This window comes from Enterobacter cloacae complex sp. EB5 (assembly GCF_031432835.1).
GTDB lineage: Bacteria > Pseudomonadota > Gammaproteobacteria > Enterobacterales > Enterobacteriaceae > Enterobacter > Enterobacter hormaechei_C.
The window spans coordinates 2,675,569-2,691,915 of record NZ_CP133860.1; the positions used below are offsets into that span (position 1 = coordinate 2,675,569).

Consider the following 16,347-nt stretch of genomic DNA (forward strand, 5'->3'; position numbering starts at 1 on the left):
GCAGCCCGGCGGCGCTACGCTTACCGGGCTTGCATATGCAGTATGTTGTAGGCCGGGTAAGCGTAGCGCCACCCGGCGTTTTTTACGCCTCTTCCACACTCACCCGCAGCGCCGCCAGCGCCTTACGCGCCGCCTTCAGCACCTGCTCACACTGCTCAATGGTAAGCGTCAACGGTGGCTCAATGCGGATGGTTTTCGAGTTGTTAAGCGTTCCCGCCACCAGCACCCGCTGGCGGAACATCTCGCTTGCGAAGCTATAACCGGTTTCGTTATCAACGAACTCAATCGCCATCAGCATCCCTTTACCGCGCGCATCCTGTACCAGGTCCGGGTATTCCCGGCCCAGCTGACGGAAACCGTCCAGCAGCATGTCGCCTTTCTGCTCCGCCTGCGCAGGCAGGTTTTGCTCCAGCAGCACGTTGATGGTCGCCAGCGCCGCCGCACAGGCCAGCGGGTTACCGCCGAAGGTGGTGGTGTGCAGGAACGGGTTGTCGAACAGCACCGAGAACACCTCCTCAGTGGCGACCGTTGCGCCAATCGGCATCACGCCGCCGCCGAGCGCTTTCGCCAGGCACAGGATGTCAGGCTGAACGTTCTCGTGCTCGCAGGCGAACATCTTGCCGGTGCGCCCCATCCCGGTCTGCACTTCGTCGAAGATCAGCAGCGCGCCAAACTCATCGCACAGCTGACGCACGGCGGGCAGATAGCCCTGCGGCGGGAGGATCACGCCGCCTTCACCCTGAATCGGCTCCAGGATCACCGCCGCCACGTCGTCGCCGGTTTTACGGCATTCACTTAGCATGGTGCGCATGGCGTTGATGTCGCCAAACGGCACGTGGCGGAAGCCCGGCAGCAGCGGCATAAACGGTTTGCGGAAGGTAGATTTAGCGGTCGCCGACAGTGCGCCCAGGGATTTCCCGTGGAACGCGCCGCTGGTGGCGATAAAGGTGAATTTCCCGCGCGGCGACTGGTACGCTTTGGCGAGTTTAATTGCTGCTTCGACCGATTCCGTGCCGCTGTTGCTGAAGAAGCTGTATTTCAGCTTGCCAGGCGTTAAGGCTGCCAGCGTCTTCGCGAGCATGGCGCGAAGCGGGTCGAGCAGTTCCTGGCTATGGAGAGGTTGTTTCGCAAGTTGATTCTGTACGGCGGAAACCACAACTGGATTACGGTGCCCCACGTTGAAAATACCAAAACCACCCAGGCAATCAATAAACTCCTGTCCCTGGGTGTCGACAAGCGTATTCAGACTGCCCGCTTGCCACTCTACGGCTCCGTAATCCCCGCCGGCGGTAACAGATTTGCGATACTCCAGAAAACCAGGATTCACATGCTCTTTAAAGTAATCAATGACCTCACGGTTAAGTTGTTTCATCTCCTCATGATCAAGCGTTCGCTTCTCAATGAGATTCAGTGCGTGCGCGGTACAGGCAAGAGCCGAGGCGCTGGAAGGTAACCTGTTCAAAATATGCTCCCGGGGATCGCGTATCACATGATACTGAGTTAATTATTGCAGGGATTACGCCACCTCAGATGCCTTAACAAAAATCGGGATAAACGCCAGGTGAAATCAAATTTGCACAATATTTAATCATGCCATTGCGCGCCGCACGGGATAAGGGATAACGAGCCGGGGAGGGGGTGTCGTCATTTGCACTACGCCAGGGCAGGGAATGCGCCTTAAGTGTGCGCCGGGGGATCATGCTTTGTAGGTAGTTTCGTCTCGAAAGTATTTTAAATCAATTAATTAGAAAATCGTACGAAAAGTGCGGTTTAACCGAGATTTGCGATCTTAATCATATTTAACAACTAAAGATAAATTTTTTATCGCCGAAAAAACATAAGCCACAAAATTAACATTCAAATAACCTGCAAGGGATGCTCACTATGTCCTCTCCTGACTATGTCACCCAGTATGAATATCCGCTGGACGATGACACCACGCTTATGTCGACCACCGACCTCCACAGCTACATGACCCACACTAACGACACCTTTGTGCAAGTGAGCGGCTTTACGCTCCAGGAGCTGCTCGGGCAGCCGCACAACATTGTGCGCCATCCGGATATGCCGAAAGCGGCTTTTGCCGACATGTGGTACACGCTGCAAAAGGGCGAGCCATGGAGCGGGATTGTCAAAAACCGACGTAAAAATGGCGATCACTATTGGGTACGCGCCAATGCGGTACCGATGGTGCGTAACGGCCAGATGACGGGCTATATGTCCATTCGTACCCGCGCCACCGAGGACGAGGTCGCCGCGGTGGAGCCGCTTTATAAGGCGCTCAACGAAGGACGCTGCAAAAAACGCATTCATAAAGGGCTGGTGGTGCGCAAAGGCTGGCTCGGTAAATTACCGGCGATGCCGCTGCGCTGGCGCGTGCGCAGCGTGATGGCGATACTTTTCGCGGTGATGGCCGCAACGCTGGTTGCCAGTGCCGCGGGCTGGGCTTCGCTGGTGGCGGCAGCCGTGGTGATGCTGCTTGGCACCCTGGTGTTTGAACAACAGATTGTCCGCCCGGTGGAAAACGTCGCACGGCAGGCGCTCAGGGTCGCTACCGGAGAGCGTAACAGCGTGCAGCATCTTAACCGCAGCGATGAACTGGGGCTGACGCTGCGGGCCGTCGGACAGCTGGGGCTGATGTGCCGCTGGCTGATCAACGACGTCTCCAGCCAGGTGGTGAGCGTGCGCGACGGCAGCGACAGGCTGGCGCAGGGCAATGAAGATCTCAACGACCGCACGCGCCAGACCGTGGCTAACGTGCAGCAGACCGTGGCAACAATGAACCAGATGGCGGCGTCGGTGCAGAGTAACTCTGAGACCGCAGCCGAAGTCGACAAGCTGTCGATGGCGGCCAGCAGCGCGGCCACGCAGGGGAGCACCGTGATGCAGACCGTGGTGAAAACCATGGATGACATTGCCGACAGTACCCAGCGCATTGGCTCTATTACCTCGCTTATCAATGACATTGCCTTCCAGACCAATATTCTGGCGCTGAACGCCGCGGTTGAGGCGGCACGCGCAGGCGAGCAGGGGAAAGGCTTTGCGGTGGTGGCGGGCGAAGTGCGTCATCTTGCCAGCCGCAGCGCGAATGCGGCTAACGATATTCGTAAGCTGATCGACGCCAGCGCCAGCAAAGTGCAGTCGGGCGCCGATCAGGTCCACGCCGCGGGACGTACCATGGATGATATTGTCGAGCAGGTGAAAAACGTCACGCAGCTTATCGCGCAGATCAGCCACGCCACCTCCGAGCAGGCGACAGGCCTGACAGAGCTGACCCGTGCCGTGGCAGAGCTGGACAGCATTACGCAAAAAAATGCTGACATGGTCGAAGAGAGCGCGCAGATTTCCGCGATGGTTAAGCACCGGGCCGGACGTCTTGAAGATGCGGTTACCGTGCTGCATTAAGAAATGCATGCTTCGATAAAGCCGTTTATTCCTCCGGGGTAAACGGCTTTTTTGTTTTTCAGAATAAGTCATGTTGTTAATGAAATATTAATTAACTAAAAAAAGCGCCCGGTTTTTTAATTGTTACGCCCCGAATTCATTGAGAGTGAAAAATAAAAAAACGATCAAAGTCATAAAGTTAGCGCTTTTCCTGTCGATAACAGCGATCGTCTGAGAAATAATCACATCGATGGGGTAAATATGTTCATACATGACGTAAAGATCGGCACGAAATTATTTCTGGCGTTTGGATTATTTATTGTCTTGATGGTCGTCAGCGCAAGCTTGTCTCTGATGAGCCTGAATCGGGCAAACAATGGAATGCAAACCATCCTTACCAGCGACTATCCAACGACGGTAAAAGCGAACCAGTTAATCGACAACTTCCAGGAATTTATCAGCACGCAGCAGCTCATGCTGCTGGACGAGCAGGGGACGTACACGGCGCAATCAGAGCAGCGTCTGAAGGCGATCAGCGAGCGCATCACCGCAATCCTGAGCGAGCTGGACAACGCTCTCAAGGATAAAAAATCCCAACAGGTGCTGGCCGATATCCACGGCGTACGCCAGCAATATCTTGACTCGCGCTACCGCATTTTGCAGGCCGTGCAGAATAACGACCGTGCGGGCGCGATAAACGAGATGATGACCAACACCCTGAACCTGCAACAGTCCTATAAAGCGAAAGTGCAGGCGCTGATTGCGATCCAGGACCATGAAATGCAGAGTGCGGGCGAACAGGTGGAAGGCGATTTCCACACCAATCGTCTGCTGCTGATCCTGATTACGCTTTTCAGCGTCGCGGCAGCCAGCCTGGCTGGCTGGTTCATTGTGCGATCCATTACCCGCCCGCTGAACGATGCGGTGAATTTTGCGGAGGCCATTGCCGATGGCGATCTCACCGGCAGCATTACCTCGCACGGTAAAGATGAAACCGGACTGCTACTCACCGCATTGATGGAGATGAAAACGCGCCTGCTGGAGATTGTGCAGCAGGTGCAAACCGGATCGGAAAACATCTCCAGCGCCGCCGCGCAGATTGTCGCGGGCAACCAGGATCTGGCTGCCCGCACGGAGGAGCAGGCCAGTTCCGTTGAACAGACGGCCGCGTCGATGGAGCAGATCACCGCCACGGTGAAGAACACCGCGTCCCACACCGGAGAAGCGACGAACCTGTCTGCCGATGCGGCTGCCGTGGTCAAAAACAACGGCGAGATGATGAAGCAGGTCACCAGTAAAATGCGCCTGATTAACGAAACATCGAACAGGATGTCCGACATCATCGACCTGATCGACGCCATTGCCTTCCAGACCAACATTCTGGCGCTGAACGCGGCGGTCGAAGCAGCGCGCGCGGGTGAGCATGGTCGCGGCTTTGCGGTGGTGGCGGGCGAGGTACGTCAGCTCGCGCAGAAAAGTGCAACATCCGCGAGTGAGATCCGCCAGCTGATTGAAAGCTCCACAAGCCAGACGCAGGACGGCATGAACCTTGTGGAGAAAGCCAGCGGGCTTATCAACGGCATGGTCGGCAACGTGGAGGAGATGGACGTCATCCTGCGTGAGATTCGCCAGGCCAGCCACGAACAGACGGAAGGCATCTCGCAGATCAACAGCGCGATTGGCCTGATAGACGCCACCACCCAGCAGAACTCCGCGCTGGTGGAGGAGTCCGTTGCGGCGGCCGCATCCCTTAACGAACAGGCCATGCACCTGAAAGAGCTGGTCCGCGTGTTCCGCGTGAACGACGGCGTGCTGGCTTAATCCAGCTGGGAGATCTCCAGCGCCGCGCGGTCAATCACGCCGATAATCTGTTTCAACTGCGCGTCGCTGAGCTCTCCCTGATTAACCTTCAGATCCAGAACCGCTTTGAAGTTATCCAGCGCCCGCTTCATCTGCGGGTTTTTGCGCAGCTGGAACCCGACGGAGCGCGCCTTGATACGCGTCTGGATCTGCTCCAGCTGTTCCCGGTTGTCATCCAGCCATTGCTGTCCGGCGGCGTTAATCGCAATCCGCTTACGGCCGTTCTCTTCTTCGGTAATGGCGATAAGCGCCTGATCCTGCAAGTAATCCAGCGTCGGATAGATTACGCCAGGGCTAGGCGTGTAATGTCCCTGCGTCAGGTTCTCGATCTCTTTGATCAGCTCGTAACCATGGCTCGCGTTGCGGGTCAGGATATCCAGGATCACCAGCCGCAGATCGCCATGGCCAAAAAATCGTGGCCGGCGTCCGCCGCCGTCGTGTTCGTGTCGCATGTTTCTTCCTCAATTTGATATATCTAAACTATATCTAAGATATATTCAGATGCAATCTAAAAAATCTTGATTTCTGAGTTAATAGCAATCATTATCATTAAAAATTCATTCCGATATATCGTATTCACCTGAGAAGGGCATCATTATGACATCTACCCGTTACCCTCAACGTGTCCGCAATGACCTGCGTTTTCGTGAGCTGAACGTGCTGCGCACTGAGCGAGTCAGCGCAGGATTTCAGCGCATTGTGCTAGGCGGCGAGGCGCTGGAGGGCTTTCGCTCTCGCGGCTTTGACGACCATACCAAAGTCTTTTTCCCGGCACCGGGCACCACTTTCGTGCCGCCTGTGGTGACCGATGAAGGCATCGACTGGGGCGACGGCGTGCGTCCGCAGGCGCGTGACTATACCCCGCTGTACGATGACGAAAAACATGAGCTGGCGCTCGATTTCTTCGTTCATGATGGCGGCATTGCCAGCAACTGGGCAGTAGAGGCGAAGGTGGGCGACAAGCTGACCATCGGCGGTCCGCGCGGTTCGCTGGTGGTGCCGGAAGATTACGCCTGGCAGCTGTACGTGTGCGACGAGTCGGGCATGCCCGCGCTGCGCCGCCGTTTAGAAGGCATCGCAAAACTGCCTGTTCGCCCGGCGATCCACGCCATCGTCACCGTGGGCGATGCGGCGTACCAGGACTATCTGGCGCACCTGAGCGGGTTCAACATCACCTGGGTTATCGGCCACAACGAGCAGGCGGTGGCCGACCATCTTGCCGCGCTGGACGTGCCGGAAGAGGATTACTTTATCTGGCTGACCGGAGAGGGGAAGGTGGTGAAACGCCTGAGCCGTCAGTTTGAAACCGACGCAATTGACCCGCAGCTGGTGCGTGCCAGCGCGTACTGGCACGCCAAATAATCAGGCAGCGGGATCCAGCTGCGCTTCGCTCACCTGATGTTCGAGCGAGGCGCATACCTCTTTCAACGCTTTCTCCTGCTGGGCAAAGTAGGCTTCCATATTGCTGAGCGACGAGACGAGCAGCCAGGATTCTTCCTTCTCCAGCTCTGCCAGCTCGTTCACCAGGGTGTCGATTTGCTCACGCACCTGCGCCATCTTTTTGCGAATACGTTCCAGGTCGTTCAGCCTGTCGCTCGCCATCATCGGTTCGAATCCTTGTTGCAGACGCGCGACCAGCGAGCGAATGGCCTTCACGTCGCCGCGCTGTTTGGCCTGGTTGAGTTGTACCATCATCCTGTTGGCTTCTTCTTTTAAATCATCGGCAACCAGATCCGGGTGGCATAGCTTGCTCGCCTGACGCCAGAGCCGCTTCAGCTCGTTCCGATCCTCTTCAGAGAGATCCTTGCCTTTACGCAGGCGAACTTCGGCATCATGATGCTGTTCGCGATACTTCTTGTACTCTTCGTTGGCCTCATCGCGCGCCTGACGTGCCGGCTCTTCTTCACGCGTTAAACCGGTCTCCAGCTCCATAGCTTCGGCCAGCAGGTTGGCAATCAGATTGCTTTGCTGCTGAAGATGCTTGCGCGCCTCTGCCGCCTGAACGGAATCCGCAGGCAGATCTCGCCAGCGCCCGGTGAGCGTTGACAGAACCTCTACGGCCTGCGCCATATAGCCCTGGCAGCGGCGGTAATCCTCTTCCCGACGACGCGTCTCCGCCTGCTGACGACGCAGGTTAAGCTCCGCCAGCGTTTTACGCAGGGCGAGGATCTGCTGCATCAACGGCCCGAGGCGGGAGAAATAGAGATCGTTGAACTCATCAAGCTGCTGTATCCGGGCGTTACGGCGATCAATCAGATCGCGCAGACGCTCTTCCAGGGCTTTCAGCTCCAGCTTGCTGGCCGCCAGCTGCGGGTCACGCCACGGGGTAACGGCGCGCTGGCTTTGCAGCCAGGCGGTAATAGCGCGAAGGGCTGCGGTGTAGTTTTTCTGCTCAAGCGCCGCGACGATGGACAGGAGATCATCGTCAAAGGCTTCCTCTTTGAGACGTTTCAGCTGGCTCCGGATGATGTCGTCATCTTCCAGCTCAATGGCATTTTTAATGATTTCTAGCCGTTTGATCGGTGTGCTCATGATGCCTTTCGCTCTGGCGCTTAAGTATTTGAGTTAAGGTTAGTTGTTGTAAAAGCTACAGGAAATAATACACACGGATGATGATCGGCGCGATGGGGGATTTCTTTAGTTTTTAGGGTTTGTGAAAGAGTGAGAGTTATTGAATCTTCCTTCTGGAACGGGGAGCACGGGGTTAAATGTGACCTTAGAGTTCACTTTTGAATGCGTGAGCCGAGAAACTCGAAAATTTGGGGGGCTGGAGGCGTGCAGCGGCAGCGGTACGCCGCAATAACTGCCAGAGAATGCTTAACAGCATTAAGCATGATTAAAATACCCCAAATGTTTAAGAAGTGCGGAGAGCTGGCACCAGGTGATCGCGCGGGGTGTTGCCATCGAGGGGAGGCTATGTGCTGGCAGACCGAGGGGGCGAAAGAATTGGCACTAAAAACAATACAGGGCGGATTAACCGCCCTTTTTTTACGCTGTAACCCGCTCGTTCCACGCGTCCGAGTATTGGACGTTCCCATCGCAATATTTCCAGGTGATCCGCTCATAGCGGAGCTGTATTCCCTCATTATGATTGTGTATCTGTAACGCTGGCTCTTTACAGTTATGCATGACGGGGTTAATGCTGACTACCCGGACGTTTTCAAGCAGCATATTGAAATATTCAACCTCCTGGCCCGCATCGTTGATTTTATACCACTTGATCTCTGCGCTTTTCAGCGTTTGGCCGGTGGCTACCGCTTTGTAGAGATACGGGCTGGAGCTATCAAACTCTTTTTCAATTACGAGCGGCGCATGTAAGCGCGTGCCAGTGATCTTGCCGGTGTTGTTATCGGTCGGAACTAATAAGCCGTGACTAAAAGAGAGGATCTCTATACTACCTTCTCTATTTTGAACATCCACAGATCCCTTTATCAGGTGGCCGCCATCATCCATAAGCCATAAATAAGCAGGAATAGCCATTTTTAAAACTCCATTTCCATTGAGGGTAAACCCTCATTAATGGCTAAAAACGGATCGCAGGTGATACAAATTGTGTTATAGGTTCGTGTTATTTAATTTCGTTACTTATTGATGTTGCAAATAAAATTAATAAATTGATCTTCAGCAGTACGCGTTACCGTTATTGCTCTTATGTTGCCCTTTTTGCCTGGCAGAAAGGAAGAACGATGGCATGTATACCGATTTATCCACCCCGTGGGCTGGAGATATTGCGCGAACACATAAGGCTCGCGCGGGCGCGTCACGAAGTCCAGGATATGGCCGCCCCGCTTACGTATACGTGGTTTTATGAGCGAGTAAGAAACGGCGGGCCGTGGGATTACAAACAACAAAAACGGGCTTATGCTGACTTCGGGAATTTCCATTACGGCGCTGTGGGTTATGCAGCGTGCATCCCTGCAAAGATTTTGCTTATTGCTGCCGGCGCGGCGCAGTGGAAAGCCGGCACATCTAGACCCGAGTGGGGTAATTTCACGGGGACCCCTCCGTTTGGTGATGATCCGATTGACCAATTTTGGATAAAGCAAGGCATCGACTATGTTAAACAGCATCACTTTTAGGACGCTGCACTGGATCGCCACTATTCTTATGGCCCTGGCGGTCGCGGGGTACTGTTATTTCCAACATATACAGCGTTTAACTGTTAGTGATCGGCTATATGAAGTTCGCCAGCTCACGCCCCGGACCTAGTTATACATTACTGAGTATGACGGCTCGAACATGACCACCGGGGAAGTGTATCGTTATTTTTTAGCGAGTAAGATTGACGGTGATCCGCTGGTGGCTCTCGAAAAACAACATATCGCGCCCACGCTTACAGCGAATACCGCCCGCGCAAAAGTTGAAGGCATAGGCAACAATATCTCATTTACTGTTCACGGCACCGTGTACAGCTTTACAACGTCCGCATTTTTTTATGATGCTGAGGGAATAGCGGCCGCGCCGTCAATTGACTTAACGGCCCGCGGCGAGAGCTGGGACAAGGGGAAATTTGTCGATAGATAAATATTTATTTAAAAATCCCTTGCGGTCGGGTTAATGACCCGATGAGCCGCGTGTAAGTTTTCACGGCGTATCCGTAGCCGTTCATGGGTCAGAAGTACATTGTGGTTGTCCACCGGGTTCGAACAGGGTGATTGCCCCGCCCGGCCAGTGGCTGGGACGTGGACGTGACCCGGTTGATGTTGCCAGGGAAGAACACGCCGCAAAGCTGGCAGCAGAACAGCCAGCATAAGCATTATTGAGGGGGGCAAGCAGAACCGAAGCAGTGATGAAGATCCGTTTCATTCATATCCCTTGCAATAGTGGTTACTGCATGAAGCTGATTAGATCCAGGAGTGTATGAACGGTAATAAATTAACTATAAAACACTATGGTTAATTTTTTGGAATATCCCCGGCATATCCCTGGAAAAAAGAGGCTGGTGGGTAACTCCCCGCCAGCCCTTGCTGTATTTGGTGGCCCCTGCTGGACTTGAACCAGCGACCAAGCGATTATGAGTCGCCTGCTCTAACCACTGAGCTAAGGGGCCGTGGCGGTGAATTATAAAGTAACTCCCCTCAGCAATCCAGCCATTCACACCTGCCTGCTGTTTTTATAAACAACGCATAATCAATCCTTTATACTTACCTTAAGATGCATAGACAGGAGTAGAGATGATCAACGATATTCTGGCCCCTGGCCTGCGGGTGGTGTTCTGCGGTATCAATCCGGGCAAGTCATCGGCGCACACCGGTTTTCACTTTGCTCATCCGGGAAATCGCTTCTGGAAGGTGATCCACCAGGCCGGTTTTACCGACAAACAGCTTAAGCCGGAAGAAGAGCAGCAGCTGCTGGATACGCGCTGTGGCATCACCATGCTGGTCGAGCGACCCACGGTGCAGGCGAGCGAAGTGAATCTGCATGAGCTGCGCGCTGGCGGGCGTGAGCTGATCGCGAAAATTGAAGACTATCAGCCCGCTGCGCTGGCGATCCTCGGCAAGCAGGCCTACGAGCAGGCGTTCAGCCAGCGCGGCGCCAGGTGGGGTAAGCAGAACATTACCATTGGTGTAACGCAGGTGTGGGTGCTGCCGAACCCGAGCGGGCTGAACAGGGCGACGCTGGACAAGCTGGTGGAGGCGTATCGGGAACTTGATGAGGCACTGGTGGTGAGGGGGCTTTAGCTCCTCTGCGGCCTGATGCCCTCACCTACAGAGAGAGGGCATAAACAAAAAAAAGCTCCCGATTGGGAGCTTTTTCATTTCAGGACCGATTAATCGTCCAGGAAGCTACGCAGTACTTCAGAGCGGCTCGGATGGCGCAGCTTACGCAGCGCCTTCGCTTCGATCTGACGGATACGTTCGCGGGTAACGTCAAACTGTTTACCCACTTCTTCCAGCGTGTGGTCGGTGTTCATGTCGATACCGAAACGCATACGCAGCACTTTGGCTTCACGGGCGGTCAGGCCAGCCAGCACGTCGTGCGTAGCGGCACGCAGGCTCTCGGTGGTGGCAGAGTCCAGCGGCAGCTCGAGGGTGGTATCCTCGATGAAATCACCCAGATGCGAATCTTCATCATCACCGATTGGCGTTTCCATGGAGATAGGCTCTTTAGCGATTTTCAGCACTTTACGGATCTTGTCTTCCGGCATCAGCATGCGTTCAGCCAGCTCTTCCGGCGTCGGCTCGCGACCCATCTCCTGCAACATCTGGCGAGAGATACGGTTGAGTTTGTTGATGGTCTCAATCATATGCACCGGAATACGGATGGTGCGCGCCTGGTCTGCGATAGAGCGGGTGATCGCCTGACGGATCCACCAGGTAGCATAGGTGGAGAACTTGTAACCACGACGGTATTCAAACTTATCTACCGCTTTCATCAGACCGATGTTGCCTTCCTGAATCAGATCCAGGAATTGCAGGCCACGGTTGGTGTATTTCTTGGCGATAGAGATAACCAGACGTAAGTTCGCTTCAACCATCTCTTTCTTCGCACGGCGGGCTTTCGCTTCACCGATGGACATACGACGGTTGATGTCTTTCACCTGCTCGATGGTCAGGCCGGTCTCTTCTTCAATCTGATGCAGTTTTTGCAGGCCGCGCTGTACGTCTTCTTTCACGTCGTGCAGCTTTTCAGACCACGGCTTGTTCATCGCGATAGCGGCGTTGAACCAAGTTTCGCTGGTTTCGTTGCCGGTGAAGAGGGTGATGAAGTTCTTCTTCGGCATTTTGCACTGTTCAACGCACAGCTTCATGATGATACGTTCCTGGGTACGTACGCGATCCATCATCACGCGCATGCTGTTCACCAGGTAGTCGAACTGTTTTGGCACCAGGCGGAACTGTTTGAACACTTCAGACAGCTTCAGGATCTCTTCCTGAGCGGCGGCATGGCTGCGGCCTTTCGCTTTGATGGTGTCACGCGTCACTTCGTACTGGGTACGCAGCTCGGCAAACTTCTCACGCGCCAGTTCAGGGTCGATGCTGTTGTCGTCATCGCTGCTGTCGTCGTCTTCTTCTTCATCTTCGTCTTCGTCGTCATCCATCTCTTCCTGAGACAACTCAGAACCGACGTGAGTGGCGGTTGGCGCCATATCTTCTTCAGCGTTCGGGTCGACAAAGCCAGTGATCAGATCGGACAGACGCGCTTCTTCCGCTTCAACGCGATCGTACTGCTCCAGCAGATAGGTAATCGCTTCCGGATATTCGGCAACAGAGCACTGAACCTGGTTGATCCCGTCTTCGATGCGTTTTGCGATGTCAATTTCGCCTTCGCGGGTCAACAGTTCAACGGTACCCATTTCGCGCATGTACATGCGGACCGGGTCAGTGGTACGCCCGATTTCAGATTCCACGCTGGACAGGACCTGTGCAGCAGCTTCTTCCGCATCTTCGTCAGTGTTGTTGGAGGTTTCAGCCAGCAACAGATCATCGGCATCCGGTGCTTCTTCCATCACCTGAATGCCCATGTCATTGATCATTTGGATGATATCTTCGATCTGATCTGAATCGACGATATCTTCCGGCAGATGGTCATTGACCTCGGCATAGGTCAGATAGCCTTGCTCCTTACCGCGTTGGACAAGAAGTTTCAGCTGTGACTGCGGGTTTTGCTCCATAAGACGGTATCCACACTTAATTCGTTTGATTGGTGTCGGCGATAGGGCTGCCAACCTTTAAAGCGAGGGCGTACTTATATTTTTGCCGCTGCCTCTCAGTGCGGCTGCCGGGGGCTTCCCGATCGATATTCGGCACTTAAGCCGTTAAATTTTTTATTTCTTCGCCAGTTCCTGGTTAATCATCCAGAGCTCCCGGCGTTCTTCGCTGCTCAGTCCATGGGTGCGCTCGCGAGCTATCAACTCTTCCTGGCGCAACTCAAGCATCGAATCAAACATATGGTTGAGTGAGTCGGTGAACGTTTTTTCTGCGATATCCTTATCTGCTATATCGTCCCACATCGACAGTTTTTCAAGGGTTGCGGCCTCTTTTGTGCCGCGATAATGCTCTAAAAGTTGTCCGGTGGTCAGGCCTGGCTGAGACAAACAAGTGTTGACCAATTCTGAAAATAAGCCAAGCCCGGGCAATTTTTCGTGGTTCAAACCCGCCAGCGACGGCACTTGCGGAGCAAGTTCGGGGTTTTGCACCAGCAACCCTATCAGTATACGCATGGTTGTGCGTTTTAGCTGAGGCGCGGGGCGTACCGTGCCGTTTTCAGCCTGTTTCGGCATTAAACGTTCAAGCTGACTGTCATCCAGAATGCCGAGCTTGTTGCCTAACTCCTGACGCAGATAGATGCGCAGCGTTTCGCCGGGCACCTGGCTGATTAACGGCAGCGCCAGCGTGCTGAGTTGCGCGCGCCCGTCAGGGGTACTCAAATCAACCTGCGGCATCAGGCTGTTAAACAGAAACGTGGAGAGCGGCTGTGCCTGCTCCATCCGCGCTTCAAACGCCGCTTTACCCTCTTTACGCACCAGCGTATCCGGGTCTTCACCGTCGGGCAGGAACATAAAGCGTAGCTGACGCCCGTCGGTCATATACGGCAACGCGGTTTCCAGCGCTCGCCAGGCGGCGTCGCGTCCTGCGCGGTCACCGTCGTAACAGCAAATCACGTTGTTGGTGACGCGGAACAGCAGCTGGATATGGTCCGCCGTGGTGGACGTTCCCAGCGACGCAACGGCATAGTTAATGTCGTACTGCGCCAGCGCAACAACATCCATATAGCCTTCGACGACCAGAAGACGCGGAGGTTCCGCATTATCCTGCTGTGCCTCATAAAGGCCGTAAAGCTGGCGGCCCTTATGGAAAATATCGGTTTCCGGGGAGTTAAGGTATTTCGGCAGGGCATCACCCAGCACGCGACCACCAAAACCTATCACCCGGCCACGCTTGTCGCGGATCGGGAACATCACCCGTTCACGGAAGCGGTCGTAGCTTCGTCCCTGGTCGTTAGTGACCAGCATGCCTGCGTCGATGAGGGATTTACGATCTTCGCTATTGCCGCCAAAACGCTTTAACACGTTGTCCCAGCCGGGTGGGGCGTAACCAATAGCGAAACGCGCAATCACATCGTCGCTCAGTCCGCGCTTGTTCAGATACTGACGCGCAGGCTCAGCCGCAGAGTGCTTAAGAGACTGTTGGTAAAACGAATTCAGGCCATCCATCAGTTGGTACAGCGTTTGCCGCTGATGGCGCTCGATCTGACTTGGCCCACTGCCTGCTTCATACGGCACTTCAAGGTTATGCATCGCCGCCAGCTCTTCGACGGTTTCAACGAACTCGAGCTTGTCGTAGTTCATCAAAAAATCGACGGCATTACCGTGTGCGCCACAGCCGAAGCAATGGTAGAACTGCTTTTCACCGTTTACGGTGAAAGAGGGGGTTTTTTCGTTATGGAACGGACAGCACGCATGGTAGTTCTTGCCCTGCTTTTTTAGCTTCACCCGCGCGTCGATAAGATCGACGATGTCGGTTCTGGCAAGCAGGTCATTGATGAAAACGCGTGGGATTCTTCCGGCCATATGCCCCAAAAATTTAAGCGACTTATAAACGAAAACAAGCCGCGCATTCCTTCCGGAAGCACGGCCTTACGACTACAACTCTGTCTGTCAATTGAGGGCTGCGGCCCTCAACAGATTAGTACAGACGAGTACGGCGTGCGTTTTCGCGAGCCAGTTTCTTCGCGTGACGTTTCACAGCGGAAGCTTTAGCGCGCTTACGTTCGGTCGTTGGTTTTTCATAAAACTCACGACGACGAACTTCAGCCAGAACACCTGCTTTCTCGCATGAACGTTTGAAGCGACGCAGTGCTACGTCGAACGGCTCGTTTTCACGTACTTTAATTACCGGCATGTAACTCTCACCTTTAATAAATTCGGTTTGCCGCTGGCATCAACGCCAGCTTATTTCAAAATGGTGCGGAATTTTACTGCAAATGCTGCTGCTTTGTAAAGCACCGATGCGATTTTGAAAGGGACTTTTATAAGGGGGAAGAGTATACACGAGGCTTCTTCCTGGGGCGAACAAAGTTTTACAACAATCCGCTCAGGCTCTACACTGCGCGGTATTGAAACGAGGTAAAACAAGTCATGCGTGTACTGGGTATTGAAACATCCTGCGATGAAACCGGCATCGCGATTTACGACGACGAAAAAGGGCTTCTGGCCAACCAACTGTATAGTCAGGTGAAATTGCATGCTGACTACGGCGGCGTCGTGCCTGAACTGGCCTCTCGTGACCACGTGCGTAAAACGGTTCCCCTGATTCAGGCGGCGCTGAAAGAGGCCGGGTTGAGTGCAAAAGATATTGATGCCGTGGCCTATACCGCAGGACCCGGCCTGGTCGGCGCGCTGCTGGTCGGCGCAACGGTAGGGCGTTCGCTGGCCTTCGCGTGGGATGTTCCGGCCATTCCGGTTCACCATATGGAAGGGCACCTTCTGGCGCCGATGCTGGAAGACAATCCGCCAGCGTTCCCGTTTGTGGCGCTGCTGGTTTCCGGCGGGCATACCCAGCTGATTAGCGTGACGGGTATTGGCAAGTACGAGCTGCTGGGTGAGTCGATCGACGACGCCGCAGGTGAAGCCTTCGACAAAACCGCCAAGCTGCTGGGGCTGGATTATCCGGGCGGCCCGATGCTCTCCAAAATGGCGTCGCAGGGAACGGAAGGGCGCTTTGTCTTCCCGCGGCCGATGACTGACCGTCCGGGGCTGGATTTCAGTTTCTCCGGTCTGAAAACCTTCGCGGCGAACACCATCCGCAATAACGACGACAGCGAGCAGACGCGTGCCGACATCGCCCGTGCGTTTGAAGATGCGGTGGTGGATACGCTGATGATCAAGTGCAAACGCGCGCTGGATCAGACCGGCTTTAAGCGCCTGGTGATGGCCGGTGGCGTAAGCGCCAACCGTACGCTGCGCGCGAAGCTTGCAGAGATGATGCAAAAGCGTCGTGGGGAAGTGTTCTACGCGCGTCCTGAATTTTGTACCGATAACGGGGCGATGATCGCCTACGCCGGAATGGTGCGCCTGAACGCGGGCGCAACGGCTGACCTGAGCGTGTCCGTGCGTCCGCGCTGGCCGCTGGCGGAGCTGCCTGAGGCGTGAACGGCTCT

Annotated in this window: 14 protein-coding genes and 1 tRNA gene; 7 read left to right on the forward strand and 8 right to left on the reverse strand. The window is 54.7% G+C overall.

Features of this window, described 5'->3' with window-relative positions; all coding sequences use genetic code 11:
* Positions 1-82: 82 nt before the first annotated feature.
* Complete coding sequence (ygjG, locus tag RHN82_RS12795) at positions 83-1,462, reverse strand: putrescine aminotransferase (protein WP_047051195.1); 1,380 nt, start codon at positions 1,460-1,462, stop codon at positions 83-85.
* Positions 1,463-1,884: 422 nt separating this feature from the next.
* Between ygjG and RHN82_RS12800 the strand changes: the two genes are divergently transcribed.
* Both RHN82_RS12800 and RHN82_RS12805 read left to right on the forward strand, forming a co-directional pair.
* Positions 1,885-3,405 (forward strand): PAS domain-containing methyl-accepting chemotaxis protein, encoded by a 1,521-nt coding sequence (locus tag RHN82_RS12800; protein ID WP_047051194.1) that lies wholly within the window; start codon positions 1,885-1,887, stop codon positions 3,403-3,405.
* A gap of 240 nt (positions 3,406-3,645) precedes the next feature.
* Positions 3,646-5,205 carry a methyl-accepting chemotaxis protein gene (locus RHN82_RS12805; RefSeq protein WP_047051193.1) on the forward strand — a complete coding sequence of 520 codons (1,560 nt, stop codon included), beginning with the start codon at positions 3,646-3,648 and terminating at the stop codon, positions 5,203-5,205.
* On the opposite strand, the gene RHN82_RS12810 is transcribed toward RHN82_RS12805, so the two are convergent.
* Positions 5,202-5,696: a PadR family transcriptional regulator gene (locus RHN82_RS12810; protein WP_047051192.1), complete on the reverse strand. Its 495-nt coding sequence runs from the start codon at positions 5,694-5,696 to the stop codon at positions 5,202-5,204. The genes RHN82_RS12805 and RHN82_RS12810 overlap by 4 nt on opposite strands.
* A gap of 145 nt (positions 5,697-5,841) precedes the next feature.
* Between RHN82_RS12810 and RHN82_RS12815 the strand changes: the two genes are divergently transcribed.
* A complete protein-coding gene (locus tag RHN82_RS12815; RefSeq protein WP_047051191.1) occupies positions 5,842-6,606 on the forward strand; it encodes a siderophore-interacting protein in 765 nt (254 codons plus the stop codon).
* On the opposite strand, the gene RHN82_RS12820 is transcribed toward RHN82_RS12815, so the two are convergent.
* Both RHN82_RS12820 and RHN82_RS12825 read right to left on the reverse strand, forming a co-directional pair.
* Entirely contained in the window at positions 6,607-7,776 is a 1,170-nt protein-coding gene (locus RHN82_RS12820; RefSeq protein ID WP_047051190.1) for a DNA repair protein, read from the reverse strand.
* 456 nt (positions 7,777-8,232) lie between these two features.
* Positions 8,233-8,724 (reverse strand): Hcp family type VI secretion system effector, encoded by a 492-nt coding sequence (locus RHN82_RS12825; protein ID WP_047051956.1) that lies wholly within the window; start codon positions 8,722-8,724, stop codon positions 8,233-8,235.
* A 206-nt stretch (positions 8,725-8,930) separates the two neighbouring features.
* Between RHN82_RS12825 and RHN82_RS12830 the strand changes: the two genes are divergently transcribed.
* Both RHN82_RS12830 and RHN82_RS12835 read left to right on the forward strand, forming a co-directional pair.
* Positions 8,931-9,323, forward strand: coding sequence for a polymorphic toxin type 44 domain-containing protein (locus tag RHN82_RS12830; RefSeq protein WP_047051958.1), 393 nt, complete (start codon positions 8,931-8,933; stop codon positions 9,321-9,323).
* Between the two features lie 160 nt (positions 9,324-9,483).
* Positions 9,484-9,768 (forward strand): hypothetical protein, encoded by a 285-nt coding sequence (locus tag RHN82_RS12835; protein WP_227788586.1) that lies wholly within the window; start codon positions 9,484-9,486, stop codon positions 9,766-9,768.
* 450 nt (positions 9,769-10,218) lie between these two features.
* Here RHN82_RS12835 and RHN82_RS12840 read toward each other — a convergent pair.
* Positions 10,219-10,294 (reverse strand) — tRNA-Ile (locus tag RHN82_RS12840).
* Between the two features lie 124 nt (positions 10,295-10,418).
* Between RHN82_RS12840 and mug the strand changes: the two genes are divergently transcribed.
* Positions 10,419-10,925 (forward strand): G/U mismatch-specific DNA glycosylase, encoded by a 507-nt coding sequence (gene mug / locus RHN82_RS12845; protein WP_032649590.1) that lies wholly within the window; start codon positions 10,419-10,421, stop codon positions 10,923-10,925.
* 89 nt (positions 10,926-11,014) lie between these two features.
* Here mug and rpoD read toward each other — a convergent pair whose 3' ends face one another.
* The 3 genes from rpoD to rpsU all read right to left on the reverse strand — a co-directional run bounded on the left by rpoD (position 11,015) and on the right by rpsU (position 15,089).
* Positions 11,015-12,859, reverse strand: a complete 1,845-nt coding sequence (rpoD, locus tag RHN82_RS12850; RefSeq protein ID WP_006812010.1) for an RNA polymerase sigma factor RpoD — start codon at positions 12,857-12,859, stop codon at positions 11,015-11,017.
* Between the two features lie 153 nt (positions 12,860-13,012).
* Positions 13,013-14,758 (reverse strand): DNA primase, encoded by a 1,746-nt coding sequence (gene dnaG / locus RHN82_RS12855; RefSeq protein ID WP_003862574.1) that lies wholly within the window; start codon positions 14,756-14,758, stop codon positions 13,013-13,015.
* A gap of 115 nt (positions 14,759-14,873) precedes the next feature.
* Positions 14,874-15,089 (reverse strand): 30S ribosomal protein S21, encoded by a 216-nt coding sequence (gene rpsU, locus RHN82_RS12860; protein ID WP_001144069.1) that lies wholly within the window; start codon positions 15,087-15,089, stop codon positions 14,874-14,876.
* A gap of 236 nt (positions 15,090-15,325) precedes the next feature.
* On the opposite strand from rpsU, the gene tsaD reads away from it, so the two are divergent.
* Positions 15,326-16,339 carry a tRNA (adenosine(37)-N6)-threonylcarbamoyltransferase complex transferase subunit TsaD gene (gene tsaD / locus RHN82_RS12865; RefSeq protein WP_047051961.1) on the forward strand — a complete coding sequence of 338 codons (1,014 nt, stop codon included), beginning with the start codon at positions 15,326-15,328 and terminating at the stop codon, positions 16,337-16,339.
* Positions 16,340-16,347 lie beyond the last annotated feature (8 nt).

Bases quoted from the DNA above. Each gene is read 5' to 3' on its own strand.
- mug (WP_032649590.1), top strand. From the start codon at position 10,419: ATGATCAACGATATTCTGGCCCCTGGCCTGCGGGTGGTGTTCTGCGGT.
- RHN82_RS12825 (WP_047051956.1), bottom strand. From the start codon at position 8,724: ATGGCTATTCCTGCTTATTTATGGCTTATGGATGATGGCGGCCACCTG.
- RHN82_RS12800 (WP_047051194.1), top strand. From the start codon at position 1,885: ATGTCCTCTCCTGACTATGTCACCCAGTATGAATATCCGCTGGACGAT.
- RHN82_RS12815 (WP_047051191.1), top strand. From the start codon at position 5,842: ATGACATCTACCCGTTACCCTCAACGTGTCCGCAATGACCTGCGTTTT.
- RHN82_RS12835 (WP_227788586.1), top strand. From the start codon at position 9,484: ATGACCACCGGGGAAGTGTATCGTTATTTTTTAGCGAGTAAGATTGAC.
- RHN82_RS12810 (WP_047051192.1), bottom strand. From the start codon at position 5,696: ATGCGACACGAACACGACGGCGGCGGACGCCGGCCACGATTTTTTGGC.
- RHN82_RS12805 (WP_047051193.1), top strand. From the start codon at position 3,646: ATGTTCATACATGACGTAAAGATCGGCACGAAATTATTTCTGGCGTTT.
- rpsU (WP_001144069.1), bottom strand. From the start codon at position 15,089: ATGCCGGTAATTAAAGTACGTGAAAACGAGCCGTTCGACGTAGCACTG.
- tsaD (WP_047051961.1), top strand. From the start codon at position 15,326: ATGCGTGTACTGGGTATTGAAACATCCTGCGATGAAACCGGCATCGCG.
- rpoD (WP_006812010.1), bottom strand. From the start codon at position 12,859: ATGGAGCAAAACCCGCAGTCACAGCTGAAACTTCTTGTCCAACGCGGT.
- RHN82_RS12830 (WP_047051958.1), top strand. From the start codon at position 8,931: ATGGCATGTATACCGATTTATCCACCCCGTGGGCTGGAGATATTGCGC.
- dnaG (WP_003862574.1), bottom strand. From the start codon at position 14,758: ATGGCCGGAAGAATCCCACGCGTTTTCATCAATGACCTGCTTGCCAGA.
- RHN82_RS12820 (WP_047051190.1), bottom strand. From the start codon at position 7,776: ATGAGCACACCGATCAAACGGCTAGAAATCATTAAAAATGCCATTGAG.